Raw genomic sequence first — 24,012 nt, 5'->3', positions numbered from 1 at the left:
CTTTGTCAGGCCCCCACTACTGCTTGATGCCTTCGGCCTGAATGTGCAACGTGGTCTTCATCTTGAAGCCGTACTTCTTGCCCGAGTCCATGCCGTAGTCGTCGCGGTTGAGTTCCGCTTCCGCTTCCACGCCGCACACCTCGCGCTTGAGCACCGGGTGCTGCATGCACTTGAACGATTCGATCTCGAGCTTGAGCGGCCGCGTCACGCCATGCAGCGTGAAGGTGCCGATCACTTCCTTGGGCTTGTCGCCGTCGAAGACTATTCGCGTGCCCTTGTACGTGGCAGTCGGATATTTCGCGACGTCGAAGAAGTCGTCGCCCTGGAGATGCTTGTCGAGCTGCGGATTGCCGGTCTGCACCGAGGCCGCGTCAATCGTCACGTCGACGGTGCCGGTCTTCGCCGCCCGGTCGAGCGTGACCGTGCCTGTGCTTTTGGTGAACTTGCCGCGCCAGATCGACAGGCCGCCGAAGTGATCGGCCTCGAAGCTCGGAAAGGTGTGGTTCGGGTCGAGCTGGTAGGTATCCGCGGCATGCGCCAGCGACGCGGCGAGCGACACCGCTGCGGCCCCTGCGGCCATCAACACGAATCGGTTCAAGTACGCCTCCTTTGTGATCCGTACGCAAACGCTGCGTGGCAAATCGCCGGCAACGCCGTGAGAGAAACGCGCCGCCGCACGCGTTGCCCATTACTTGTGCGCGACGACGATGTGAAACTTGATCAGCACTTCGTCCGCGACGGTCGAGGTATCCTTCCACTCGCCCGTGCCGATGCCGAACGCGAGCCGATGAATGGGCAGCGTGCCGTCGAAGGTCTGCGTCGCGCCCTGCTGTGTGAGCACGACCGGCGCCACGACGCGCTCCGTATGCCCCTTGATCGTGAGGTTGCCGCTCACGCTGTACTGGTTCGGGCCGGTCGAGGCGATCGACGTGGCAACGAACGTGGCTTGCGGATACGCCTTGGCGTCGAACCATTCGGGGCCGCGCACCGAGTCGTTATAGCTTGCGTCGCCAAGGTCGTAGCTGCCGGTATCGACCGTCAGGCGCGCCGTGCCCGCTGCCGGCTTCGCCGGGTCGAAGTCGATCTGCGCGTCGAACTTCGTGAAGCTGCCCTCCACGGGCACGCTCATTTGCCGCGAGATCGCCACGAGCGTACTCTTGCCCGCATCCATTTGCGCCCAGACTGCACTGCTTGCCGCCCATATCGTCAGCGCTGCGAGCGCCGCCCCCGCCCTGGTCACGCGCGCCCGGCTTCTCATCAAACGCGCCAGTCCAGCCAATGCTTTCATGTTTTTCCCCAGCCCAGGCGTCGTGCACCTCCGCTAATCGCACCCGCCGCCCGCGCGGGCCCCATGGAGGGATGGCCGGTCAATCGGCCGCTCAGAAGGAACGATAACCTGGCGGCGTGTATGCGAACAGAATACAAACATCCGGCGCCAGGGCAGCGCGCAGCAATCGTGCGCCAGCGCAAAACCGGCGCGCGGCAACGCCCGCGGTGCAAAGCCGGCCCGCCAGTCTGCGCTAGCGCACGATTGCTGCGCGGGTGGCGCACGCAGGTGCAGCAAACGTGGCACACTCCCACGCCGTTCGGGCTGCCAGGGCGGCGCCGTCCCATCGAACGCGCGGCTCGCCGCGCGCGCTGACGAAGGAAACGCGTGCTATCGGCCCCTTTGGTAACATGGCTGGCAACGCCGCTGCGTCGCCAGCACCTTTTCGTTCCGTTCACGTCGTTTTGCGTCTTCTGCCCGCATGGCCCAGGACAATCTGATCGCGTGTCACGAATGCGACGCGCTCTACCACAAGCCTCGCCTGCTCGGGCGACAAAGCGCGCGCTGCACGCGCTGCGGCGCCACGCTCTATAACAGCGCTTCATCGCAGCTCGACCGCATCTGCGCGATCACCATCGCCGCGCTCGTCACGTTCGTCATCGCGCAGTCGTTTCCCATCATCGAGCTCGATGCCAACGGCATCATCTCGCAGTCGAGCCTCTTCGGCGCGCTCATCGTGCTGTGGAACGAAGGCATGGAGATCGTCGCGGTGATGGTTTTTTTCGCAACCATTCTCTGCCCACTCACCGAGCTGGTCGCGCTGCTCTACGTGCTCCTGCCTATCCGGCGCGGCTACATTCCACCGGGCTTCAACCTCGTGCTGCGCACGATCCAGTTCGTGCGGCCTTGGGGCATGCTCGAAGTTTTCATGCTGGGCGTGCTCATCACCATCGTGAAAATGGTGAGCCTCGCACGCGTGATTCCCGAGACCGCGCTGTTCGCGTTCGGTGCGCTCACACTCATGATCACTGTGGTCCTGACCTTCGACGCACGCACGCTATGGGATGTGGCCGACGCCCTGCGCGAAAGCGCGCGCGCCGCGCGCCGCGGCGGTGCGGGTCCGGCGGGCAGTGTGACGGGTTCGGGTGGGCCAGGCGGTCCGGGCGGCCTTGACGGTTCGGGCGGCCCGCACGGCGTGAGCGGTTCCGCCGCGCATGGCCTCACCCGTGACGTCAGCGACATGAGCGGCACCGGACTGCCCGGCGCAACCTCGAGCCACGGCGGACTCGATATCGACCCCGTCGGCGCACTCGACCCCGGCGTGCCCGCAGTGCTCGCCGAGGACGTGCGCGAAGCGAGCGATGCTGCCGGCGGCGCCGATCCCGCATCTCGAGAAGACGCACCTCGCCCGCCCGACGCGATCGGCCCGCTCGCCAGCCCCGAGATCCTCGATCCGGCCGCGCCGAAGCAGCACGGCGGCAGCGCGAACGCGCCTGGCTGGACCCCGCAATGAACGCCCAGCGCACCGAGGCATCACGATGAAATTCACCACTGCCACCGACGCCGGCCTCATTTCCTGCCACGCCTGCGGCCACGTGCAACCGCGCGCGCGCCCGGGCGTGCATGAGCGCTGCGGGCGCTGCGACTCGCCCATGCACGAGCGCCACCCCGACAGCCTCACACGCACCTGGGCGCTCCTCTTCGCCGCCGCGATCCTGTACATCCCCGCGAACCTGCTGCCGGTGATGCACACGGCCTCGCTCGTTGGCGAGGAGGACGACACCATCATGAGCGGCGTCGCCTACTTCTGGACCTCGGGCGACGCCCCGCTCGCGGTGATCGTCTTCATCGCGAGCATTCTCGTGCCCATGCTCAAGCTCTCCGTGCTCGCCCTGCTCTGCACCACGGCGCAGCGCCGCTCCACGTGGCGCCCAGTCGAGCGCACGAAGCTTTATCGGCTCGTCGAGTTCATTGGCCGCTGGTCGATGCTGGACGTGTTCGTGGTCACTCTGACGGTCGCGCTGGTACGCTTCCAGTCGCTTGCGGTGATTACGGCGGGGCCCGGCGCGATCGCGTTCGGCTCGGTCGTGATCCTGACGATGATCGCGTCGATGCAGTTCGATCCCCGCCTCATCTGGGATCCGGTAGACGAAGACAAACAGCAACCCTCGCAACACTCTCAGGATCACCCTCATGAATAGTCCGAAAGGACCGACCCCGCCCTCCGGCGGCGTGCCCTCGGGTGGTGGCTCGCTACCGCCCGACCTGCCCGAACCGGACATCGTCAAGCCGAGGCGCTGGCTGCCTTCGCTCGTCTGGATCGTGCCGCTCGTCGCGGCGCTGATCGGCGTTGCGCTCGTGGTGAAGTCCGTGGCCTCGCGCGGCCCGACCATCACGATCAGCTTCATGACCGCCGAGGGCCTGGAGCCTGGCAAGACCAAGGTCAAGTACAAGGACGTCGATATCGGCTCGGTTCGCGCCATCAAGCTTTCGCCGAATCTCTCGCGCGTGCTCGTGACCGTGGAGCTCACCAAGGACGCCGAGAACTTCGCCAAGAAGGACAGCCATTTCTGGGTCGTGCGCGCGCGCATCGGCGCGAGCGGCGTCTCGGGCCTCGGCACGCTGCTCTCGGGCTCGTATATCGGCGCCGACGCGGGCCGCTCGAGCGAAACCGCCAGCGACTTCGTCGGGCTGGAAACGCCGCCCGCCGTGACCATCGACGAAAAGGGCCACCGCTACACGCTGCATAGCGACAATCTGGGCTCGCTCGACATCGGCACGCCCATCTTCTATCGCCGCATCCAGGTGGGCCAGGTGACGGGCTACTCGCTCGACAAGGACGGCAACGGCGTCACGGTGCAAGTGTTCGTGAGCGCGCCCTACGACCAGTACGTGGGCACCAACACGCGCTGGTGGCACGCGAGCGGCGTGAACGTGCAGCTCGATTCGAGCGGCATCAAGGTCAACACGCAGTCGCTCGCGACCGTGGTGGTGGGCGGCCTCGCGTTCGAGGCGCCGTCGGGCCAGGCCATGGGTCCGCAGGCGCCCGACAACTCGACCTTCACGCTCGCGTCCGACCAGACCGAAGCGATGCGCGAGCCGGACGGCGCGCCGGTGCGCGTGGTGATGTACTTCAACCAGTCGCTGCGCGGCCTCTCGGTGGGCGCGCCGATCGACTTCCGCGGCATCGTGCTCGGCCAGGTGACCGACATCGGCATCGAGTACGACCCGAAGGAGCACAACTTCACGATGCCGGTGGCGATGAACCTGTATCCGCAGCGCCTCTCGCGGCGCATCCACGGCGAAGCGCCGGCTCCGCACACGGTGCAAAGCCAGGAGCTCGTCAAGCGCCTCGTCGCGCGCGGTCTGCGCGGCCAGTTGCGCACCGGCAACCTGATCACGGGCCAGCTCTACATCGCACTCGACGTCTTCCCGAAGGCGCCGCCCGCGAAGGTGGATCTCGACCGCGACCCCATGGAGCTGCCGACGATTCCGAACTCGCTCGAGGAACTGCAGTTGCAGCTCGCCGACATCGCGAAGAAGCTCGACAAGATTCCGTTCGACCAGATCGGCAACAATCTGAACGACTCGCTGAAGAACGCGAACCAGTTGTTCGGCAAGGTCAACGACGAAATCCTGCCGCAGATGCGTGGCACGCTCGACCAGGCGCAGAAGACCTTCAACGCCGCGCAGACCACGCTGCAGCAGGATTCGCCGATGCAAACGGACGTGCATCAGGCGCTGCAGGAGCTCACGCGCACGCTGCAGTCCCTCAACGCGCTCTCGGATTATCTGGAGCGCCATCCCGAATCGCTGCTGCGCGGCAAATCAGGAGACAAGCCATGACGTTTCGCCGGCTACCCCTGCGGCTCCCGGCAGCCCTTGCGGCACTTGCCCTTGCGGCGGCGCTCGCGGGCTGCGCCTCGCCCGGCAGCCGTTTCTACACGCTGAGCCCGACCGACGACGCCGCACGCGCGCCGGTCGCCGCGACCACGGGCAACCCGGCTCTGCTCGTCGCGCTGGCGCCGGTCGACGTGCCGCCGCAAGTCGCGAAGCTACAGTTCGTCGTGCAGAACGACGCCACCCAGGTCAAGGTGCTCGAGCAGGAGCGCTGGGCTTCGCTGCCCGGCGACGAGATCCGCCGCGCGCTCTCGGGCGACCTCACGCAGCAGCTCGGCACCATCGACGTGTATGGCTCGCCGCATCCCGAAGGCGTGCCGGTGTACCGCGTGAGCGTGCAAGTGCAGCGCTTCGAATCGTGGCCGGGCTCGCACGCCCTCATCGACGCGGTCTGGAGTGTGCGCTCGCTGGACTCGCAGGCGGTCATGACCTGCCGCAGCGTGCTCAACGAGCCCGTGGGCGATGGCTATGACGCACTCGTGGTCGGCCACCGGCGCGCGGTGGCGGCCCTCTCGCAGGCCATTGCAAGCGGCGTGCGCACGCTCGCCGCGGCACCGCAGGCGAGCGCGCCGGCCACCACGAAGAACGGCGCGAAGAACGTGCACATGAAGCCCGTGACCAGCGTGGCCTGCCCGCAGGCCATGCCTGCCGCTACGGCGGGCTGACACCCTGGAAAGAGACCTCTCGATGGACGTGGCGCGCACTGCGCGCCGCGTCCATATCCCGTTCCGGGTGCTCGTCGATCATCCCAAGCGCTGGCGTCACCGCGGCACCCAGGCACCGGCTTCCGGTCCCGGCGAGCCCGCGTGAAACACCAACCGCCGCCCCTTTCACCAGGCTCTCCCGAGCCACCCCCACGTCCCACACAACGCGCATCGCCCATCCCGGCGGCCCAACTCGATCAGGCAAATCCGCGCGAGCCGCGATAATGCCGCTTTACCCTATCGCCTGACGTTTTTGTATGTTTCGTTCGTTCACGACGCTCTGGAAAAAATGGCGCGCTTCGCGCAGCGCGGTTCGTCAGCTCGACGCACTGCTTGCCACCGCCGACGCCGACGCGCCCTACGCGGAGCGCAGCGACTGGCTGATCGAGCTCGCGCACTGGATCCACCGGCGCGGCAAGCTCGACGCCGACGCGCCCTCTTCCACCCCGGCGCCGGAGACCCCGCTGCGCGCGCCGCCCGAGCACGCGCGCGTGCGCTACCTGCTGCACGTGCTGGACCGCAATCCGGCATGGAAGGCCAACGTGGGCGCGATGGTGCGCGAGCTCCTGCGCGAGAGTGACAGCATCACGCTGCTCTGCGACGCGGGCATGCCGGTTCACTCGGGCCTGTTCGGCTCGCTGATGGAGCGCGTGCAGGCGCAGTTGATCCCGCCGGCGCCGAACCGCCGCGACCTGGCGGCGCTCGTCACGCTGATGTTCCCCGCCACCCACGATCCCGAGTGGATCGCGACGCTGCCGCGCGACCTGCTCGCGCGCCTGCAGGCCCTGATCGCCGAGCCCGACGCGGTGCATCCTGGCGCTGATGCCGCCGCCGTATCCGCTTGCAGCCCCGCCGACGACAGCGCGCCAGGCGCGCGCGCCGCTGCGCCCGCGGCGCTGCCCAACGAGTTCTCGCTCGGCCTGCTCACGGCGCTGCACAACCTGACCTGCCAGATCAGCTCGACGGGGCTCTCGCCGACGGTGCGCAGCCGCCTGTCCAGCGAGGACGCGCGCGTGGCCGTCGAAAAGCTGTCGTTCTTCCGCCTCACCCGCGCGATGCTCGCGGTAGAGGACGCGCGCGATGCGGGCGAGCCCGCGCGCCTGCTGCAGGAAGTGACGTGGCTGCGCGTCTTGCTCGACGACTGCCGCAAGGCCACCGACGACGTCTTCGCGCACCTCTACCGCCACGGGGTGCGCGTGGACACGGTGTTCCAGGTCGAGCGCATGCGCATGCGCATCATGCGCGCTGAGCGTCTGCTCGACGCGTGGATGGCCGCCGACGATCCCTCGACGCAGGCGCGCCTCGTCGCCGAGCTCGTCAAGGCTAACCAGAAGAGCCAGAGCGTGGCGTACCTCATGCGCAGCAATTTCGCGCTGCTCTCGCGCAAGGTGGTGGAGCTCTCCGCCGATACCGGCGAGCACTATATCGCCCGCGACCGCGCCGAATACCTCACGATGCTGCGCATGGCGGCGGGCGGCGGCCTCGTCACGGCCGTCACGGTCTACGTGAAATTCGGCATTACGGGCGCGCACCTGCCCTCGATGATCGAAGGGCTTTTCGCGGGCATCAACTACGCGTTGAGCTTCCTCGTCATGCACTTCTGCCACTTCTCGCTCGCGACCAAGCAGCCCGCGATGACGGCGCCCACGCTCGCGCGCGAGCTCGACGGCGCCAACGAGAGCGCGGGGCGCGCGCGCTTCGTGTCGTCGGTGGTGGCGCTGATCCGCACCCAGGCCGCCGCCGTGCTCGGCAACGTGCTGCTCGTGTTTCCGGCCTGCCTCACGATCCAGCTCGTGTGCGGCTGGCTCTTTCACACGAACCTGATCACGCCAGCGAAGGCGCACGCCACGCTCCAATCGTTCTCGCTCATCGGCCCGACGCCGTTCTACGCCGCGCTGACGGGCGTACTGCTGTGGGCGTCGAGCCTGTTCGCGGGCTGGGCCGACAACTGGTTCGTGCTGCACCGCGTCGGGGACGCGCTCGCGTGGAACCGGCGCCTGCGCATGACGCTGGGGGCCGCGGGCGCGGCGCGCCTCGCGCACTTCTGCCGCACGAACGTGGCGGGCGTGTGGGGCAACCTCGTGCTGGGCATGTTGCTCGGTCTCGTGCCGGCAATCGTCTCGGCCGTCGCGTTCCACTTCGAGGTGCGGCACGTGACGCTCTCGTCGGGCTCGATCGGCGTGGCGCTCGGTGTGCTCGGCACGGCTACGCTCAAGAGCGGCGAGCTCTGGTGGGCCGTGGCGGGCGTGGCAAGCATGGCCGTGCTCAATGTGACGGTGAGTTTCGCGCTCGCGCTACACATGGCGCTGCGCTCGCGCGACCTCGGGCGCCAGGACGTGCGCCCGCTCATGCGCGCGTTCTGGCGGCGCGTGACGCGCCATCCGATCGATCTCGTGTGGCCGATCCGGCAAGGCAAGTTGCGCGAAGACACCGATTGACCGGGCCGATTCCATACTTCGTTCGGCCAACGATGCCGCAAATTTGACGTCATCCAGCAAGCGCGCAAAGCCATAGTGCCAAGGTTAGGGACGCTCGCACCCGCTCGATTGCGGGGCGTCCCTCATCATTTTCTACACCGCGACACGCCGCCACAGGCCGTTGTAGAGTGTAGTCATATAGGCTACAGTTCATCATGATCAAAACCTTTCGGCACAAAGGTCTTGCATCGTTTTTTCTGGAAGGCAGCAAAGGCGGGATTCTCGCGCATCATGCGGGCCGGCTGCGCATCCTGCCTGGTGCGCTCGATCAGGCGCGTGGCCCGCAGGACATGAACGCCCCGCCCTGGCGATTGCACGCGCTGCACGGCGATCCTGTCGGGCACTGGGCGGTCTGGGTGAACGGCAACTGGCGTCTCACGTTCACATTCGACGGCACCGATGCCATCCTCGTCGATTATCAGGACTACCACTAAGGGAACGAACATGAGCAGAATGCACAACCCGCCACATCCGGGCGAAGTGTTGCGGGAGTGGATCCCGCCGGACGTGAACGTGACGCAAGCCGCGCACGCCCTGCAGATCAACCGCGTCACGCTCTCCAATCTGCTGAACGGCAAGGCCGGTGTGACGGCCAATATCGCGCTGCGCCTGTCGGCGTGGCTCGGCACGACGCCGGAGCATTGGCTCGGCCTGCAAACCCAGTGGGATCTCTGGCAAGCCCGCCAGCAGCCTCGCCCGAGAATCAAGCCGCTTGCACGGCAAGCCGCCTGAAGGCCGTGGCGCCAACCCGCGTACAATAGCGCCTTCCCCGCAGCGTCACCACTCTCCTCATGTCCCTCGACTTCTTTGCTCCCTGCCCGCGCGGCCTCGAAGCCCCGCTCGCCGCCGAACTGGCCGAAACCGCGCAGCTGCGCCTGCCGCCCGGCGCGCTCCAAGTCGGCGCCGAAGTGCCCGGCGGTGTGCATTTTCGCGGCAACTGGGCCGGCGGCATGGCCGCAAACCTGCATTCGCGCATCGCGAGCCGCGTGCTCCTGAAGATCGCCCAGCGGCCCTATCGCGGCGAGCAGGACATCTACGCGCTCGCGCGCGAGCAACAGTGGGAAAAGTGGTTTTCGCCGAACGAGACGATCCGCATCGACATCACCGCGATCAAATCGCCGCTGCGCAGCCTCGAATTCGCCACCCTGCGCGTGAAAGACGCGATCTGCGACCGCATGCGCGACAAGGCCGGTGCGCGTCCGAGCGTCGATACCGCCTATCCCGACGTGCGCGTGTTCGCCTTCCTCACCGCGAACGACTGCACGCTCTACCTCGACACCTCGGGCGAGCCGCTGTTCAAGCGCGGCTGGCGTCTGGACAAGGGCGCAGCGCCCCTGCGCGAGAATCTCGCCGCCGGCATCCTGCGCCTCACGGGCTGGACGCCCGAGATGCCGCTCTACGACCCGATGTGCGGCAGCGGCACGTTTCTCGCGGAAGCCGCGCAGGTCGCGCTCGACATCGCGCCGGGTCTGTCGCGCAGCTTCGGCTTCGAGCGTCTGAAGCAGGCCGATACCGCCGCCTGGCGCCATCTGAAAAGCGAGGCGAACACGGCGCGCAACACCGCCATGAGCCGCGCGACGGAGCTGCGCATCTTCGGCAGCGACATTTCCGACGTCATGCTCGAGAAGGCGCGCGCCAACTTCGCGCGCGCAGGTCTCGGCAATGTGCCGCTCAAGCAGCTCGACGCGCGCAACATGACGCCGCCCGCCGAGGGCAACGGGATCCTCGTGGCGAATCCGCCGTACGGCGAGCGTATCGAAGTGCGCGGACGCAATGCGCGCGGCGAGGCCCGTGCGCCCCGCGAGATGCGCGATGACTACGAAGCGCAGGAAGCCTTCCGCCGCGTCCATACCGACGCCCCCGACGCCGAGTTCTTCCAGGCGCTCGGCGACGCGCTCAAGCAGCGTTTCACCGGCTGGCGCGCGTTCTTCCTCACCTCGGACCGCAAGCTGCCAGGCCAGTTGCGTCTGCGCGAAGCAGCCAAGACGCCGCTCTTTAACGGCGCGCTCGAATGCCGCCTGTTCCGCTTCGACCTGATCGCGGGCAGCGTGCGCCAGCGTCCCGCGAGCGCCAGCCCGGACGCCGCAGCGGCCAAGGGCCCAGGCAGCGCCGAGAACAACGGCTGACTCGCAACCGAGCCCAGGCGCCGCAGTGCGCGTGGGCCGCTCGTGGCGGCGCGGCCTCCATGCCGCGCGCCTCGATCAGACGCGCGCAGGCCCGACGGCCTCGCCGCCCGGCTCGAAGGGCAGCGGATATCCTTCGTACTCCGGAAAGAGTCTGGGCAGCAGGAAAACCGGCAGCGAATGGCGCGAGAAACAGCGCGAGGTCGAAGCCGGATGGATCAGATGCAGGCAGCTCGCCTGCGTGTCCTCGGCTGCAAGCACTTTCTGGCCCGCCTCCACTACGCGGCGGATGAAGCTCTCGTCTTCGCCCAGATCGACGTCGTCGAAGCGCGCGAGGTCGAAGAGCGCCTTGCGGTACACGTAGGCAAAGCCGTAGAAGAGGATGAAATCGGCGCCAATCTGCATCTTCTCGTGGAAGGTTACCGTGCTCACTTCCTTGCCCTTGAGCACGTAGTGCAGGCCGACGCGCGCGTTCAGGTCCATGTAGCCTAAAAACTGCGTATGCGGCGCATACATCCAGAACGTCGAAAGCTTCATGAGCTGCGCGCCGCTCTCGCGCAACAGCCGCACCATGCCCGAGAGATAGTGCGCCGCGTAGTGATCGTCGTCGTCGAAGTGGGCGATCAGCTCGCCGCGCGACTCGCCCACGAGGAAATTGCGCTTCGCGCCAATCGACATGCGCGCTTTCGACCAGTAGTAGCGCACACGCGGGTCGGTGTCGGCGAGCTGGCGCATGAAGGCGCTGGGCTGCGGGCTGTCGTCGAGCACGAGCCACTCCCAGTCGACTTGCTGACGCGCCACGCAACGGGCGATCGCAGGCAGGAAGGCCTCGCGGTTGGCCGTGGGCGTGATGATGGATACGTTTGGAGACATGAAGCGCAAGGCTGGCAGCAGGCCACCGGCTCGAAAGAATAGACCCGTCGATTACAGCAGATTTGCGCGTGCCTCTCTCTCGAAAACGTACACAAACACTGCGGCTGCCCGATGCTCCACCCGAAAGCCACGATCCTGCGAACGTCCTGCCAAGGCTACTGACAGCACGCTGTCAGTAGCCCCACCGCACACTGTCTCTACGCCAGCCCGCGCGGCGCGAAGCGCGCAGCGGGCCGGCCGGCGCCACGGCATTCCGCCAGCAGCCGCCATTCCACCGCATCCGCCATCGACACTATTGGCATCCGAGGAGCGCATCATGTCGACCGAACTTTCCCGTGTCATCTCGTGGTTCGAAATCCCCGCGCACGATCTGGACCGCGCCGCAACTTTCTACGAAGCCGCTTTCGATATGCCGTTGCAGCGCGAAGTCGTCGGCGGGGTGCCGATGGCGCTGTTCGCCCATACGGAAGCCGAGACCGGCGGCTGCATCGTGTTCAATCCGCATGACGCCAAGCCGGACCCGAAAGGCGTGCTCGTGTATCTGAACGCGCAGCCGTCGGTCACCGCCGTGCTGGACCGCGTGGAAAAGGCCGGCGGCAAGAAACAGGGGCCGGCGGTGGAGCTGCCGAACAATTACGGGTATATCGGCTTCTTCATCGATACCGAAGGCAACCGGGTCGGCCTGCACGCCGCCAAGCTCGGCTGAGCGTTGCGGCACGCGCGCAGCGCTATCATCTGCGCTGGCGCATTGGCGCTGGTGCATCGACGCTGGCGCATTGGCGCTGGTGCATCGGCGCTGGTGCATCGGCGCTGACGCATTGGCGCTGGCGCATCGGCGCTGGCGCGCCCGCCTGGGCTCTGCCCGCGGCGCGCTCAGTGCGCAGTGCGCACCCAGTCCACCGTTCTGGCCCGCCCAACCATGACCCGCCGAGCCGACCGCCTGTTCCGCATCGCCGAATTGCTGCGCGGCCGCCGCCTCACCACCGCGCAGCAACTCGCGCAGTGGCTAGAGGTATCGCCGCGCACCGTCTATCGCGACGTGCGCGACCTGCAGCTCTCGGGCGTGCCGATCGAAGGCGAAGCGGGGATCGGCTACCGGCTCGCGCGCACAGCGAGCCTGCCGCCGCTCACCTTCACCGCCGATGAGCTCACCGCGCTCGCGGTGGGCGCGCGCATGGCTGAATCCTGGGGCGGCGCCGTGCTGGCGGGCGGCGCACGCGGCGCGCTGGCGAAGATCGCCGCCGCCATGCCCGCCGAGAAACGGGCCGTGCTCGAGCGCATCGCCGTGTTCGCGCCGTCGTACCACGTCGACCCGGCTTATTCGGAGAAAGTGGACGCCTTGCATCGCGCCGTCGACTCGCGGCTCGTGGTGCGCTTCGCGTATTGCGACCGGATCGGCGCGCATACGGAGCGGCGCATCTGGCCGCTCGGGCTCGTGTACTGGGGCGCGCAGTGGACGGTGGGCGCGTGGTGCGAAATGCGCGAGGACTTCCGCAACTTCAACATCGCGCGGATGAACGACGTGGAAGTGCTCGAGCCGTTTCCCGACGTGAGCGGACGGCGCCTCGCCGATTACCTGCGGCGCGTGGAAGCGCCATCGAAATAACGCCGCATGCGGGCGAAAAAAAGCGCGCATCGCTGCGCGCTTTCACGGGGCCGGAAGACTCCGGCGATCGGTAAGGCTTATTCCGTTGCCTTGACCATGTCCTCGATCACCTTCTTCGCATCGCCGAACACCATCATCGTCTTGTCCATGTAGAACAGCTCGTTGTCGAGACCCGCGTAGCCCGCCGCCATCGAGCGCTTGTTCACGATGATCGTGCGCGCCTTGTACGCCTCGATGATCGGCATGCCCGCAATGGGCGACTTCGGATCGTTCTTCGCTGCCGGATTCACCACGTCGTTCGCGCCGAGCACCAGCACTACGTCGACCTGACCGAACTCGCTGTTGATGTCCTCCATCTCATGGACGATCTCGTACGGCACTTCGGCTTCCGCGAGCAGCACGTTCATGTGCCCCGGCATGCGGCCCGCCACCGGGTGAATGGCGTAGCGCACGTCCACGCCCTTCTCCACGAGCTTGTCCGTGAGCTCCTTCAATGCATGCTGCGCGCGCGCCACCGCGAGGCCATAGCCCGGCACGATCACGACACTCTCAGCATTGCCGAGCATGAACGCGGCATCGTCGGCCGACCCCGACTTCACCGGGCGCTGCTCCTGCGCGCCGCCCGTCGCCGCCCCGCCCGCCTCGGCGCCAAAACCGCCCAGCAGCACGTTGAAGAACGAGCGGTTCATCGCCTTGCACATGATGTACGAGAGGATCGCACCCGATGAACCCACCAGCGACCCGGCGATGATCAGCATTGCGTTGTTCAGCGAAAAGCCGATGCCCGCCGCCGCCCAGCCCGAGTACGAGTTCAGCATCGACACCACCACGGGCATGTCCGCGCCGCCGATCGGGATGATGATCAGCACGCCCAGCGCGAACGCGATCGCCGTCATGATGATGAACGGCAGCCACGACTGCGTCAGGAAGAACAGGATGCCGAAACCGATCATGCCGAGCGCGAGCATCAGGTTGATCAGGTGCTGGCCCGCGTAGACCACGGGTGCGCCCTGGAAGAGCCTGAACTTGTACTTGCCAGAGAGCTTGCCGAAGGCGATCACCGAACCCGAGAACGTAATCGCGCCCACGAACGTGCCGATGAACAGCTCGATGCGGTTGCCATACGGCAGGAAGCCCGGGTACGGCGCATCCTGGGGAACCAGCCCGAACGCGGCCGGCTCGGACACCACCGCATACGCGATGCACACCGCCGCGAGACCGATCAGCGAGTGCATGGCCGCGACGAGTTCGGGCATCTTGGTCATCTCGACGCGCGCGGCCACATACGCACCAAGCCCGCCGCCGACCACCAGCGCCCCGAACAGCAGCGCGAGACCGAGACCGAGGTTCGAGCCGAACTGGGCGGACTGCTTCGCGATCAGCGCGATGGTGGTGAGAATGGCGATGGCCATGCCCACCATGCCGAACAGGTTGCCGGCACGCGCGCTTTTCGGGTTGGACAAGCCCTTGAGCGCCTGGATGAAGCAGACCGACGCCACCAGATAAAGCAGCGTAACGACGTTCATGCTCACGAAGTTAAGCCCCATCATGCACCCTCCTTCGCGCCAGCCTTCTTCGGCTCTTTCTTGCGGAACATCTCCAGCATGCGCCGCGTGACGAGGAAGCCGCCGAACACGTTCACAGCCGCGAGCAGCACCGCGAAGGTGCCGAAGAACTTGCCCGGGCCGCCCACCGTGAGCCCGGTGGCCAGCATCGCGCCCACGATCACGATGGCCGAGATCGCATTGGTCACGGCCATGAGCGGCGTGTGCAGCGCCGGCGTAACGTTCCACACCACGTGATAGCCCACGTACACGGCCAGCACGAAGATGATCAGGTTGATGACGGTATGGTTGATCAGTTCCATTGCCGGGTCTCCTCTCAGGTCTTGCGCGTGACGGCGCCGTCGCGTGCCAGCAGCGTGGCCGCGACGATGTCGTCCGCGAGATCGATGTTCAGCGCGCCTTCCTTGGTCACGATCAGCTTCAGGAAGTCGAGCAGGTTGCGCGCGTAGAGTGACGAGGCATCGGCGGCCACCATCGACGCGAGGTTCGTGTAGCCGCAGATCTGCACGCCGTGGTGCGTGACCACCTTGTCCGCTTCGGTGAGCGGGCAGTTGCCGCCGCGCCTTCCCGTTGCCGGATCGGCCACGGGACCGCGTCCCGCCGCGAGGTCGATCACCACGGAGCCCGGCTTCATCGCCTGCACGGTTTCCGAAGGCAGCAGCGTGGGCGCGTCGCGGCCCGGGATCAGTGCCGTGGAGATCACGATATCGGCCTGCTTCGCGCGCTCGTGCACCAGCGCCGACTGGCGCGCGAGCCACGAGGGCGGCATGGGCCGCGCGTAGCCGCCCACGCCCTGCGCCGCTTCGCGCTCCTCATCGGTTTCGTAGGGCACGTCGAGGAACTTCGCGCCCAGCGACTCGATCTGCTCCTTCACCGCAGGACGCACATCCGAGGCCTCGATCACGGCGCCCATGCGCTTGGCCGTGGCGATGGCCTGCAGGCCCGCCACGCCCGCGCCCAGGATCAGCACGCGCGCGGCCTTCACGGTGCCGGCAGCCGTCATGAGCATCGGCATGAAGCGCGGATAGAGGTTCGCCGCCACGAGCACCGCCTTGTAGCCGGCGATGTTGGCCTGCGAGGACAGCACGTCGAGGCTCTGCGCGCGCGTGGTGCGCGGCGCGGCTTCGAGCGCGAAGGCCGTGAGCCCCGCCTCGGCAAGCTTCTGCGCGTTCTCCGCGTTAAAGGGATCGAGCATGCCGACCAGCACCGCGCCGCGTTTCATGAACGCGAGCTCGCTGACCGAAGGCGACTGGACCTTGAGCACGAGCTCGGCGCCGAAGGCGGTAGCCGCATCGGCGATCTGCGCGCCCGCGGCCGTATAGGCTTCGTCGGGAAAGCTCGCGCCGGTGCCTGCGCCTGCCTGAATCGTGACCGTGTGACCCTGCGCGACGTACTTCTTCACTGTCTCCGGTGTCGCGGCCACGCGGGTTTCATTCGCCCGGGTTTCCGCGGGCACTCCAATATGCATCGTTGTTTCCTCCTCGACCTGCTTTTCTTTCTAATCTGGCTCTAATCGAGCGGAGTAAGGCCGACGAGGCGCGCCGGCTTTCTGGTGCAACGGCAAACGACGCACCACTTTAACCGAAAGCGACCGCGCGGTTGAAGCCCGATTCGCCCGTTTTTGTGCACTGCACACAACACTTTTAGATGTCCGACCGGCCGGTTGGCGATGTCACTCGCAGGCTTGCTGTGGGGTTCGGCATACCGCCTGCATGGCGCTGCCGGGCGCGCGATCCGGCCCCGGGCAGCGTGACGCGCGTCCCGGTAAAATAGCGGCCCATGAATGATGAAACCTGGGCCCCCCACGTCACCGTGGCGGCGATCGTCGAGCGCGACGGGCGTTTTCTGCTCGTCGAGGAGCACACGCCGGCCGGCTTGCGCCTGAACCAGCCCGCCGGGCATCTCGAAGCCGGCGAGACGCTCCATGAGGCCGTCGTGCGCGAGACGCTGGAAGAAACCGCGTATGCGTTCGCGCCCGACGCGCTGGTCGGCATGTACATGACCCATTTCGGCAAGCCCGGTGAAAGCGGCACGACGTATCTGCGCTTCACGTACTGTGGCAGCGTCGCGAGCGAGCCGCAAAAGCGCGCGCTCGATCCCGACATCGTCCGCACGCTGTGGCTGAGCGCCGACGAACTGCGCGCCGCGAGCGAGCGCCATCGCACGCCGCTCGTCATGCAGTGCGTCGACGATTACCTCGCGGGCAAGCGCGTGCCGCTCGAGTTCGTACGCACGCACGCGGTTGGACCCAAAGCGGAACCCAAGGCAGGACCCAAAGGCTGAAAGCAGCAACAAGGCAGCAGACAAATGAGCAAACGTAAGGTCGTGGTAGGCATGTCGGGCGGCGTCGATTCGTCGGTTACCGCATGGCTGCTCAAGGAGCAGGGGTTCGACGTCGTCGGTCTCTTCATGAAGAACTGGGAAGACGACGACGACGGCGAGTACTGCTCGACGCGCCAGGACTGGATCGACGTAGTGTCGGTCGCGGACCTGATCGGCATCGACGTCGAGGCGGTCAACTTCGCCGCCGAGTACAAGGACCGCGTGTTCGCGGAGTTCCTGCGCGAATATTCGGCGGGCCGCACGCCGAACCCCGACGTGCTCTGCAACGCCGAGATCAAGTTCAAGGCCTTCCTCGACCACGCGATGTCGCTGGGCGCCGAGACCATCGCCACGGGCCACTACGCGCGCGTGCGCCAGAACCACGAACGCGGCGGGCGTTTCGAACTGCTGAAGGCCCTCGATCACACGAAAGATCAGTCGTACTTCCTGCATCGCCTGAATCAGGCGCAGCTTTCGAAGACGATGTTCCCGCTCGGCGAAATCCCGAAGACGAAGGTGCGCGAGATCGCCGCGCAGATCGGCTTGCCCAACGCGAAGAAGAAGGATTCCACCGGCATCTGCTTCATCGGCGAGCGGCCGTTCCGCGACTTCCTGAACCGCTATCTGCCGACAAAGCCCGGCCCGATGATGACGCCCGAAGGCAAGGTGGTGGGCGAGCATATCGGCCTTGCGTTCTATACGTTCGGGCAGAGAAAGGGCATCGGCCTTGGCGGCAGCAAGGACGGCAGCGGCGACCCGTGGTTCGTCGCGGGCAAGGACATGGCCACCAATACGCTCTACGTCGTGCAGGGCCACGATCACACGTGGCTGCTCGCGCACGAGCTGCGCGCGGGCAATGTGAGCTGGGTCGCGGGCGAGCCGCCCGCCGACGGCCACGCGTGCGGCTCGAAAACGCGCTATCGCCAGGCCGACGCACCCTGCTCGTTCAGGTCCGCGCCCTCGGGCGTGGATGGCGTCGACGGCGACGCAGGCCAGTTCGCGCTGCACTTCCCCGCAGCGCAATGGGCCGTGACGCCAGGCCAGTCGGCCGTGCTCTACGACGGTGACGTGTGCCTCGGCGGCGGCATCATCGAAGCCGTGACGACGCTGGAGCCGCACGTGCCCGCGGTGCCGCCACCCGTCGCGCCGAAGAAAAAGCGCACGCCGCGCAAGAAGTCCGCGCAGTTCGCCGCATCGGCGGCGCAAGGCCAGGCGTAAGCTCACGCGCGCGGCGCACCTCGCGTCGCGCGTTTTTCACCTCCCTCCCTTCCAGCCGCATCCGAAGCCATCCGCGCCCGACTGGACTCGACCGCCCCTCTCGTCGGCCCTCGCCCGCCGCGCGCGGCCTTCCCCCATCGCCTCTGTGCGATCCTCGCCACGCGCGATACGTTGTTCCATCCCCGGTTTCATTCCCGGTTTCATGCCCGGCTGTTGCCTTTCTGCCGGCCAAATTCACAAACTTGCGGCATCATTCGGGCACGCTGGCGCCTCACCCGGGCGCGGCCGGCGCGCGCGGCCCTGACCCGGGCGGCCCCTGACCCGGGCGGCCCCACCGGCCACGCGCAGCGAATCAAGAGATCGAGGAGTCCCCCATGTTTTCCCGACGTTATCTCGCCATGTGGTGTGCAGTGCTGCTGTTGGCGGCCTGTGTTCTCGCAGCGGCGTTCCATCATCTGTCGTGGCTGTGCGCCATCGTGCCCGCGCTCATCGTCGCGCTCGGCATCTACGACATGACCCAGCAGCGCCACGCCATCCTGCGCAACTATCCGCTCTGGGGCCATCTGCGCTTCCTGTTCGAATTCGTGCGGCCCGAGATCCGCCAGTACTTCGTCGAAGACGACACCGACGAAAAGCCCTTCTCGCTCGTGCAGCGCAGCGTGGTCTACCAGCGTGCGAAGAACACCGTCGACAGCCGCCCGTACGGCACCGAGCTCGACGTGAAGGCGGTCGGCCACGAATGGATCAGCCATTCGCTCGCGCCAACGAAGCTCGCCGGCAGCGACTTCCGCGTGCTGGTGGGCGAGCAGCGCGAGCAGCCGTACTCGATGTCGATCTTCAACATCTCGGCGATGAGCTTCGGCGCGCTCTCGGCCAACGCGATCCGCGCGCTCAATCTGGGCGCGAAGAAAGGCGGCTTCGCGCACGACACCGGTGAAGGCTCGATGTCGAAGTATCACCGCGAAAACGGCGGCGACATCATCTGGGAGATCGCCTCGGGCTACTTCGGCTGCCGCAACGACGACGGCACCTTCAGCGCCGATAAATTCCAGCGCCTCGCCAACGAGCCGCAGGTGAAGATGATCGAAGTGAAGCTCTCGCAAGGCGCGAAGCCGGGCCACGGCGGCATGCTGCTGGCCGCGAAGGTCACGCCCGAGATTGCCGAAACGCGCGGCATTCCGATGGGTCAGGACTGCGTCTCGCCGGCGCGCCACTCGGAGTTCTCCACGCCGCGCGGCCTGCTCGAATTCGTCGAGCGCCTGCGCAAGCTCTCGGGCGGCAAGCCGACCGGGTTCAAGCTGTGCATCGGCCATCCGTGGGAGTTCTTCGGCATCGCCAAGGCCATGCTCGAGACGGGCATCCTGCCCGACTTCATCGTCGTGGACGGTGCCGAGGGCGGCACGGGCGCGGCGCCGATCGAGTTCACCGATCACATCGGCACGCCGCTGCAGGAAGGCCTCTTGCTCGTGCACAACACGCTCGTGGGCATTGGCCTGCGAGACAAGATCAAGATTGGCGCGAGCGGCAAGATCATCACCGCGTTCGATATCGCCAAGACGCTCGCGATCGGCGCGGATTGGGTCAACTCGGCGCGCGGCTTCATGTTCGCGGTGGGCTGCATCCAGGCGCAAAAGTGCCACTCGGACCGCTGCCCCACCGGCGTCGCCACCCAGGACCCGGCGCGCCAGCGCGCGCTGAACGTGCCCGACAAGGGCGAGCGCGTCTACTACTTCCATCGCAACACGCTGCACGCGCTGCAAGAAATTCTCCAGGCCGCGGGCCTCGAGAGCCCCTCCGATCTGCGCGCGCACCACATCGTGAGGCGCGTGTCATCGTATGAAGTGAAGCTGATGTCGGAGTTGCTCAAGTACCTGAAGCCTGGCGACCTGGTCGAAGGCCGCTATCGCTATCAGCTGTATGAGAAATGGTGGCCGGTCGCGCGCAGCGACTCGTTCGCGCCGAATGTGGAAAAGATCGTTTGATGGTTTGATGGTTGCGCGCCGCTTGCCGCCCGGGCCCATGCCCGGCGGCGGCGCGAAAAAAAGCGCGCAAGCCTTGTTTGCGCGCTTTTTTACGTCTTCATGCAGGCGACGGCACGCCGCCGCCCGCGGGCATTACGCCTGCGGCACCGTATCCGCGAACGACTGCCGCTGCATGAGTTTTTCAAAATGCCGCGCGAGATTGGGATGCGGCTCGCGCCAGTCGAGCTCCGGCATGCGGAAGTCGAGGTAGCCGAGCGCACAGCCCACCGCGATGTCGGCGAGCGTATAGCGGTTGCCCGCGCACCACGCATTGCCCGCGAGGCCCTTGGCCATCGCATTCAGTCCCTCGCGAATCTTGCGCTCCTGGCGCGCGACCCATGCCTCGCAGCGCTGCTCGGGCGTACGCTGCGTGCCCTCCGTGCGAATCAGCACGGCGGCGTCGAGCATGCCGTCGGCAAGCGCCTCCCAGCACCGCACCTCCACGCGCTCGCGCCCGCCCTGCGGAATCAGCTTGCCGACCGGCGAGAGCATGTCCACGTATTCGCAGATCACGCGCGAGTCGAACACGGCTTCGCCGTCCTCCATCACGAGACACGGCACCTTGCCGAGCGGGTTGAAATCGTGGATTGCCGTCTCGGCGCCCCACACGTTTTCAAGCACCAGCTTGTAGTCGATTTTCTTTTCGGCGAGCATGATCCGCGCCTTGCGGACATACGGGCTGCCGAGCGAACCGATAAGTTTCATCGCACCTGCCTTTTCTGGAATCCGGCGGAAGTATACGTTGGAATGACCCAATTCTGACGGGTCGCCTTCGTTGGCACCGGATTTATCCGATCCGCGCTGTCGGCTCGATGCAACAGCGTCGTCTTGCGCGAGTGGGCTTGCGCCGCGGCGCTGGCTGGCCGATGCGGGTTCTACACAGGCGCTACAATCGCACGATGGACACGACCCTCACGGAAAGCGCCTCGGCCGCCTCGCGCGCCGCTGCCGATGCGCCGCGCGGCCCCGATGGCGGCGCCGCGCTGTACCGCGCGCGCCGCGAGCGCGTGCTCGCCGCATTGCGCGCCAAAGGCGGCGGCGTGGCGCTGGTGCCCACCGCGCCCGAGGCGCTGCGCAACCGCGACGCCGAATATCCGTATCGGCACGACAGCTACTTCTACTACCTCACCGGCTTCACCGAGCCCGAAGCGCTGCTGGTGCTCGACGCGAGCGCCGGCGAGAACCAGCCCGCCGCGATCCTGTTCTGCCGCGCGAAGAATGTCGAGCGCGAAACGTGGGAAGGCTTTCGCTTCGGGCCGGACGGCGCGCGCGAGGCGTTCGGCCTGGACGCCGCGTTTGCCATCGACGAAGTCGACAGCCAGGTGCCCCGCCTCATCGCCGATCGCCCGGCGCTGCACTACGCGCTCGCGGCCAACGCCCGCTTCGACGCGCAAGTGAAGCGCTGGATCGACGCCGTGCGCGCGCAATCGCGCAGCGGCGTCGCCGCGCCGGCCGCCGCGTACGACCTCGTGCCGCTGCTCGACGACATGCGCATCGTCAAGGACGCGCACGAGCTCGACACCATGCGCCGTGCCGCGAAGATCTCGGCGCTCGCGCACGTGCGCGCGATGCAGGCGTGCCGCCCCGGCATGCGCGAATACGAAATCGAAGCCGAGCTGCTCTACACGTTCCGCAAGCACGGCGCCCAGGCGCCCGCGTATGGTTCGATCGTCGCGACAGGCGCGAACGCCTGCGTGCTGCACTATCCGGCCGGCAACGCGGTGGTGCGCGAAGGCGACTTGATCCTGATCGACGCCGCGTGCGAGCTGAACGGCTATGCCTCCGACATCACCCGCACCTTTCCCGCGAGCGGCCGCTATACCAGCGCCCAGCGCGAGCTCTACGAGATCGTGCTCGCGGCCCAGCAGGCCGCCATCGACGCCACGCGCGCGGGCGTGAACTTCGAGGCGCCGCACGAGGCCGCCGTGCGCGTGCTCGCGCAAGGGCTGCTCGACACGGGCATTTTGGACAAGCAGCGCTACGCGAGCGTCGACGACGTGATCGCCGAGCGCGCCTATGCGCGCTTCTACATGCATCGCACAGGCCATTGGCTCGGCATGGACGTGCACGACGCCGGCGACTACCGCGAGCGCGATGCGCAGGCCAGCGCCACCAGCACTACGAGCAGCGCGAACTCCGCTAGCGCGCCGGGCGCCCCCACTGCGCCGCCCTGGCGCACGCTGCGGCCCGGCATGACGCTCACGATCGAGCCGGGCCTCTATGTGCGCGCCGCCGAAGACGTGCCCGAGCGCTACTGGGACATCGGCATCCGTATCGAGGACGACGCCATCGTCACCGACACGGGCTGCGAGCTGATCACGCGCGGCGTGCCCGTGGCCGCCGACGAAATCGAGGCGCTGATGCAGGACGCGCGCCGCGGCCCATGAGCCATGCGAGTGACGCCGGCGGCAGGCGCGCCCAATGCCTGGCGGGCCGCCCGCGCGCCTCGCGAACGAGCTGGAAAAGCCAACGATCTGAAGTGAACGCAGCGACATGAATGCAGTGAACCCAGTAAGCGGGACCGGCCACGCGCCCAACGAGTATGACGTCATCATCGTCGGCGCGGGGCCGGTCGGGCTCGCGCTCGCCGGCTGGCTCGCGCGGCGCAGCGCGACGGCTGCGCTCTCGATCGCGCTGATCGACGCGCGCGACCCGGACGACAGCGTCGGCGACCCGCGCGCCATCGCCGTCTCGCAGGGCAGCCGCACGCTGCTGCAGGCGCTCGCGTGGCCGCAGGACGCGACGCCCATCGAGCGCATCCACGTTTCGCAGCGCGGGCACTTCGGCCGCACGCTCATCGACCGGCACGACTACGACTTGCCCGCGCTCGGCTATGTCGCGCGCTATGGCGCGATCGTGCAGACGCTCGCGCATGCGGTGCGCGGCACGCGCGTGCACTGGCTGCATCACACGCACGCGCACGAGCCGGTCGTCGAACGCGACGGCGTCACGCTGCCCGTAGAAAGCGCGGGCGTCGCGCGCACGCTGCGCGCGCGCATTCTCGTGAACGCGGAAGGCGGCCTTTATCGAGCGCAGTCCGGGCACAAGCGGCCGCGCGCCGAGGCGCAACAGGACGAAGACCACGATGAAAATCGGGCTGAATCAGCGGCAGGCGCGGCACGCCAACGCTCTGCCGATGCGCGCCACGCCGCACCCGCCGAGACTTCGGGCGAGGCAGATGCGGCAGGCGCCACCACGGACGCGCGCGAGAGCGCCCTGCCCGCACAAACGCCAAAGCATGCGCCCAAGCGTACCCGCGACTACGGCCAGACCGCGCTCGTCGGCGTGGTGACGGTCTCGGCTCCGCAGCCGCACGTGGCCTGGGAGCGCTTCACGGAAGAAGGCCCGATCGCGCTTTTGCCGATGGGTGGCGTGCGCGGCGCGGACTACGCACTCGTATGGTGCTCGGCACCGGTCGAGGCCGAGCGCCGCGCCCAGCTTTCCGACGCCGATTTCCTCGCCGAGCTCGGCACCGCCTTCGGCGCCCGGATGGGCCGCTTTACGCAAATTCACGGCCGCGCGGCATTTCCGCTCGGCCTGAACGCGCTCGACACGCTGGTCTCGGGCCACAACCGCATCGCGGCAGTGGGCAACGCCGCGCAGACGCTGCATCCGGTTGCGGGCCAAGGGCTGAATCTCGGCTTGCGCGACGCTCATGCGCTCGTCGACGCCCTCGCGCAGCACGGCGCCACGCCGCTCGCGCTCGCCGACTTCGCGGGCCGCCGCGCCTTCGACCGCCGCATGACGATTGGGGCGACGGATACTCTCGCGCGCCTGTTCACCATCGATTTCGCGCCGCTCGCGACGCTGCGCGGGCTTGCGCTCACGGCGCTGGAATTCGCGCCGCCGGTGAAAGCGGCGCTAGCGCGGCAGATGATGTTCGGGCAGCGGAGCTGATCGGGTCGGTTTCAAATCCGATCTTCGAGCCGTAGCCGC

At 67.3% G+C, this 24,012-nt stretch carries 21 protein-coding genes and 1 pseudogene; 15 read left to right on the top strand and 7 right to left on the bottom strand.

The window, feature by feature from the left end; all coding sequences use genetic code 11:
* Positions 1 to 16: 16 nt before the first annotated feature.
* Positions 17 to 586: a YceI family protein gene (locus tag EYW47_RS18460; RefSeq protein WP_133196330.1), complete on the bottom strand. Its 570-nt coding sequence runs from the start codon at positions 584 to 586 to the stop codon at positions 17 to 19.
* Between the two features lie 102 nt (positions 587 to 688).
* On the bottom strand, positions 689 to 1,258 hold the full coding sequence (locus EYW47_RS18455) for a YceI family protein (RefSeq protein ID WP_133196329.1): 570 nt from the start codon (positions 1,256 to 1,258) through the stop codon (positions 689 to 691).
* A gap of 490 nt (positions 1,259 to 1,748) precedes the next feature.
* On the opposite strand from EYW47_RS18455, the pseudogene EYW47_RS41905 reads away from it, so the two are divergent.
* The 8 genes and pseudogenes from EYW47_RS41905 to EYW47_RS18415 form a co-directional block, all read left to right on the top strand.
* Positions 1,749 to 2,346: pseudogene (locus tag EYW47_RS41905) on the top strand (paraquat-inducible protein A); the annotation flags it as partial.
* Positions 2,347 to 2,805: 459 nt separating this feature from the next.
* Entirely contained in the window at positions 2,806 to 3,468 is a 663-nt protein-coding gene (locus EYW47_RS18445; RefSeq protein WP_133196268.1) for a paraquat-inducible protein A, read from the top strand.
* The gene (locus tag EYW47_RS18440; RefSeq protein WP_133196267.1) at positions 3,461 to 5,113 is read left to right on the top strand and encodes a PqiB family protein; all 1,653 of its coding nucleotides are present in this window, start codon (positions 3,461 to 3,463) and stop codon (positions 5,111 to 5,113) included. The genes EYW47_RS18445 and EYW47_RS18440 overlap by 8 nt, the downstream gene beginning before the upstream one ends.
* Entirely contained in the window at positions 5,110 to 5,832 is a 723-nt protein-coding gene (locus tag EYW47_RS18435) for a PqiC family protein (RefSeq protein WP_133196266.1), read from the top strand. Before EYW47_RS18440 ends, EYW47_RS18435 begins: the two co-directional genes overlap by 4 nt.
* Before the next feature lie 296 nt (positions 5,833 to 6,128).
* On the top strand, positions 6,129 to 8,309 hold the full coding sequence (locus tag EYW47_RS18430; RefSeq protein ID WP_133196265.1) for a site-specific recombinase: 2,181 nt from the start codon (positions 6,129 to 6,131) through the stop codon (positions 8,307 to 8,309).
* A gap of 194 nt (positions 8,310 to 8,503) precedes the next feature.
* Positions 8,504 to 8,782 (top strand): type II toxin-antitoxin system RelE/ParE family toxin, encoded by a 279-nt coding sequence (locus EYW47_RS18425; RefSeq protein WP_133196264.1) that lies wholly within the window; start codon positions 8,504 to 8,506, stop codon positions 8,780 to 8,782.
* Positions 8,783 to 8,792: 10 nt separating this feature from the next.
* A complete protein-coding gene (locus EYW47_RS18420; RefSeq protein ID WP_133196263.1) occupies positions 8,793 to 9,080 on the top strand; it encodes a HigA family addiction module antitoxin in 288 nt (95 codons plus the stop codon).
* 59 nt (positions 9,081 to 9,139) lie between these two features.
* Positions 9,140 to 10,474, top strand: a complete 1,335-nt coding sequence (locus EYW47_RS18415; protein WP_133196262.1) for a THUMP domain-containing class I SAM-dependent RNA methyltransferase — start codon at positions 9,140 to 9,142, stop codon at positions 10,472 to 10,474.
* A 75-nt stretch (positions 10,475 to 10,549) separates the two neighbouring features.
* On the opposite strand, the gene EYW47_RS18410 is transcribed toward EYW47_RS18415, so the two are convergent.
* The gene (locus EYW47_RS18410) at positions 10,550 to 11,344 is read right to left on the bottom strand and encodes a glycosyltransferase family 2 protein (RefSeq protein ID WP_133196261.1); all 795 of its coding nucleotides are present in this window, start codon (positions 11,342 to 11,344) and stop codon (positions 10,550 to 10,552) included.
* A 316-nt stretch (positions 11,345 to 11,660) separates the two neighbouring features.
* Here EYW47_RS18410 and EYW47_RS18405 point away from each other — a divergent pair, with 316 nt between their 5' ends.
* Both EYW47_RS18405 and EYW47_RS18400 read left to right on the top strand, forming a co-directional pair.
* Entirely contained in the window at positions 11,661 to 12,050 is a 390-nt protein-coding gene (locus EYW47_RS18405) for a VOC family protein (RefSeq protein WP_133196260.1), read from the top strand.
* 213 nt (positions 12,051 to 12,263) lie between these two features.
* Positions 12,264 to 12,950, top strand: coding sequence for a helix-turn-helix transcriptional regulator (locus EYW47_RS18400; protein WP_133196259.1), 687 nt, complete (start codon positions 12,264 to 12,266; stop codon positions 12,948 to 12,950).
* Between the two features lie 77 nt (positions 12,951 to 13,027).
* Here the strand turns inward: EYW47_RS18400 and EYW47_RS18395 are convergent, their stop codons facing one another.
* From EYW47_RS18395 to EYW47_RS18385, 3 genes are read right to left on the bottom strand one after another with little or no spacing between them, the layout of a single operon-like run.
* Positions 13,028 to 14,482: an NAD(P)(+) transhydrogenase (Re/Si-specific) subunit beta gene (locus EYW47_RS18395; RefSeq protein ID WP_133196328.1), complete on the bottom strand. Its 1,455-nt coding sequence runs from the start codon at positions 14,480 to 14,482 to the stop codon at positions 13,028 to 13,030.
* Between the two features lie 14 nt (positions 14,483 to 14,496).
* Complete coding sequence (locus EYW47_RS18390) at positions 14,497 to 14,817, bottom strand: NAD(P) transhydrogenase subunit alpha part 2 (RefSeq protein WP_133196258.1); 321 nt, start codon at positions 14,815 to 14,817, stop codon at positions 14,497 to 14,499.
* 14 nt (positions 14,818 to 14,831) lie between these two features.
* The gene (locus EYW47_RS18385; RefSeq protein WP_133196257.1) at positions 14,832 to 15,983 is read right to left on the bottom strand and encodes a Re/Si-specific NAD(P)(+) transhydrogenase subunit alpha; all 1,152 of its coding nucleotides are present in this window, start codon (positions 15,981 to 15,983) and stop codon (positions 14,832 to 14,834) included.
* 311 nt (positions 15,984 to 16,294) lie between these two features.
* Here EYW47_RS18385 and EYW47_RS18380 point away from each other — a divergent pair, with 311 nt between their 5' ends.
* The 3 genes from EYW47_RS18380 (at position 16,295) to EYW47_RS18370 (ending at position 20,037) form a co-directional block, all read left to right on the top strand.
* Positions 16,295 to 16,798: an NUDIX hydrolase gene (locus tag EYW47_RS18380; RefSeq protein ID WP_133196256.1), complete on the top strand. Its 504-nt coding sequence runs from the start codon at positions 16,295 to 16,297 to the stop codon at positions 16,796 to 16,798.
* 24 nt (positions 16,799 to 16,822) lie between these two features.
* Positions 16,823 to 18,055, top strand: a complete 1,233-nt coding sequence (gene mnmA, locus EYW47_RS18375) for a tRNA 2-thiouridine(34) synthase MnmA (RefSeq protein ID WP_133196255.1) — start codon at positions 16,823 to 16,825, stop codon at positions 18,053 to 18,055.
* Positions 18,056 to 18,429: 374 nt separating this feature from the next.
* Positions 18,430 to 20,037, top strand: coding sequence for an FMN-binding glutamate synthase family protein (locus EYW47_RS18370; protein ID WP_133196254.1), 1,608 nt, complete (start codon positions 18,430 to 18,432; stop codon positions 20,035 to 20,037).
* A gap of 132 nt (positions 20,038 to 20,169) precedes the next feature.
* On the opposite strand, the gene EYW47_RS18365 is transcribed toward EYW47_RS18370, so the two are convergent.
* Positions 20,170 to 20,781, bottom strand: coding sequence for a glutathione S-transferase (locus EYW47_RS18365; protein ID WP_133196253.1), 612 nt, complete (start codon positions 20,779 to 20,781; stop codon positions 20,170 to 20,172).
* Between the two features lie 161 nt (positions 20,782 to 20,942).
* Here EYW47_RS18365 and EYW47_RS18360 point away from each other — a divergent pair, with 161 nt between their 5' ends.
* Positions 20,943 to 22,463, top strand: coding sequence for an aminopeptidase P N-terminal domain-containing protein (locus tag EYW47_RS18360; protein ID WP_205710099.1), 1,521 nt, complete (start codon positions 20,943 to 20,945; stop codon positions 22,461 to 22,463).
* Between the two features lie 106 nt (positions 22,464 to 22,569).
* On the top strand, positions 22,570 to 23,973 hold the full coding sequence (locus EYW47_RS18355; RefSeq protein ID WP_133196251.1) for a UbiH/UbiF/VisC/COQ6 family ubiquinone biosynthesis hydroxylase: 1,404 nt from the start codon (positions 22,570 to 22,572) through the stop codon (positions 23,971 to 23,973).
* Positions 23,974 to 24,012 lie beyond the last annotated feature (39 nt).

The organism is Paraburkholderia silviterrae, from assembly GCF_004353915.1.
Taxonomy (GTDB): Bacteria; Pseudomonadota; Gammaproteobacteria; order Burkholderiales; family Burkholderiaceae; genus Paraburkholderia; species Paraburkholderia silviterrae.
Note: the sequence above shows the minus strand (reverse complement) of the source record. Positions and strands in the feature narration are given on the sequence as shown.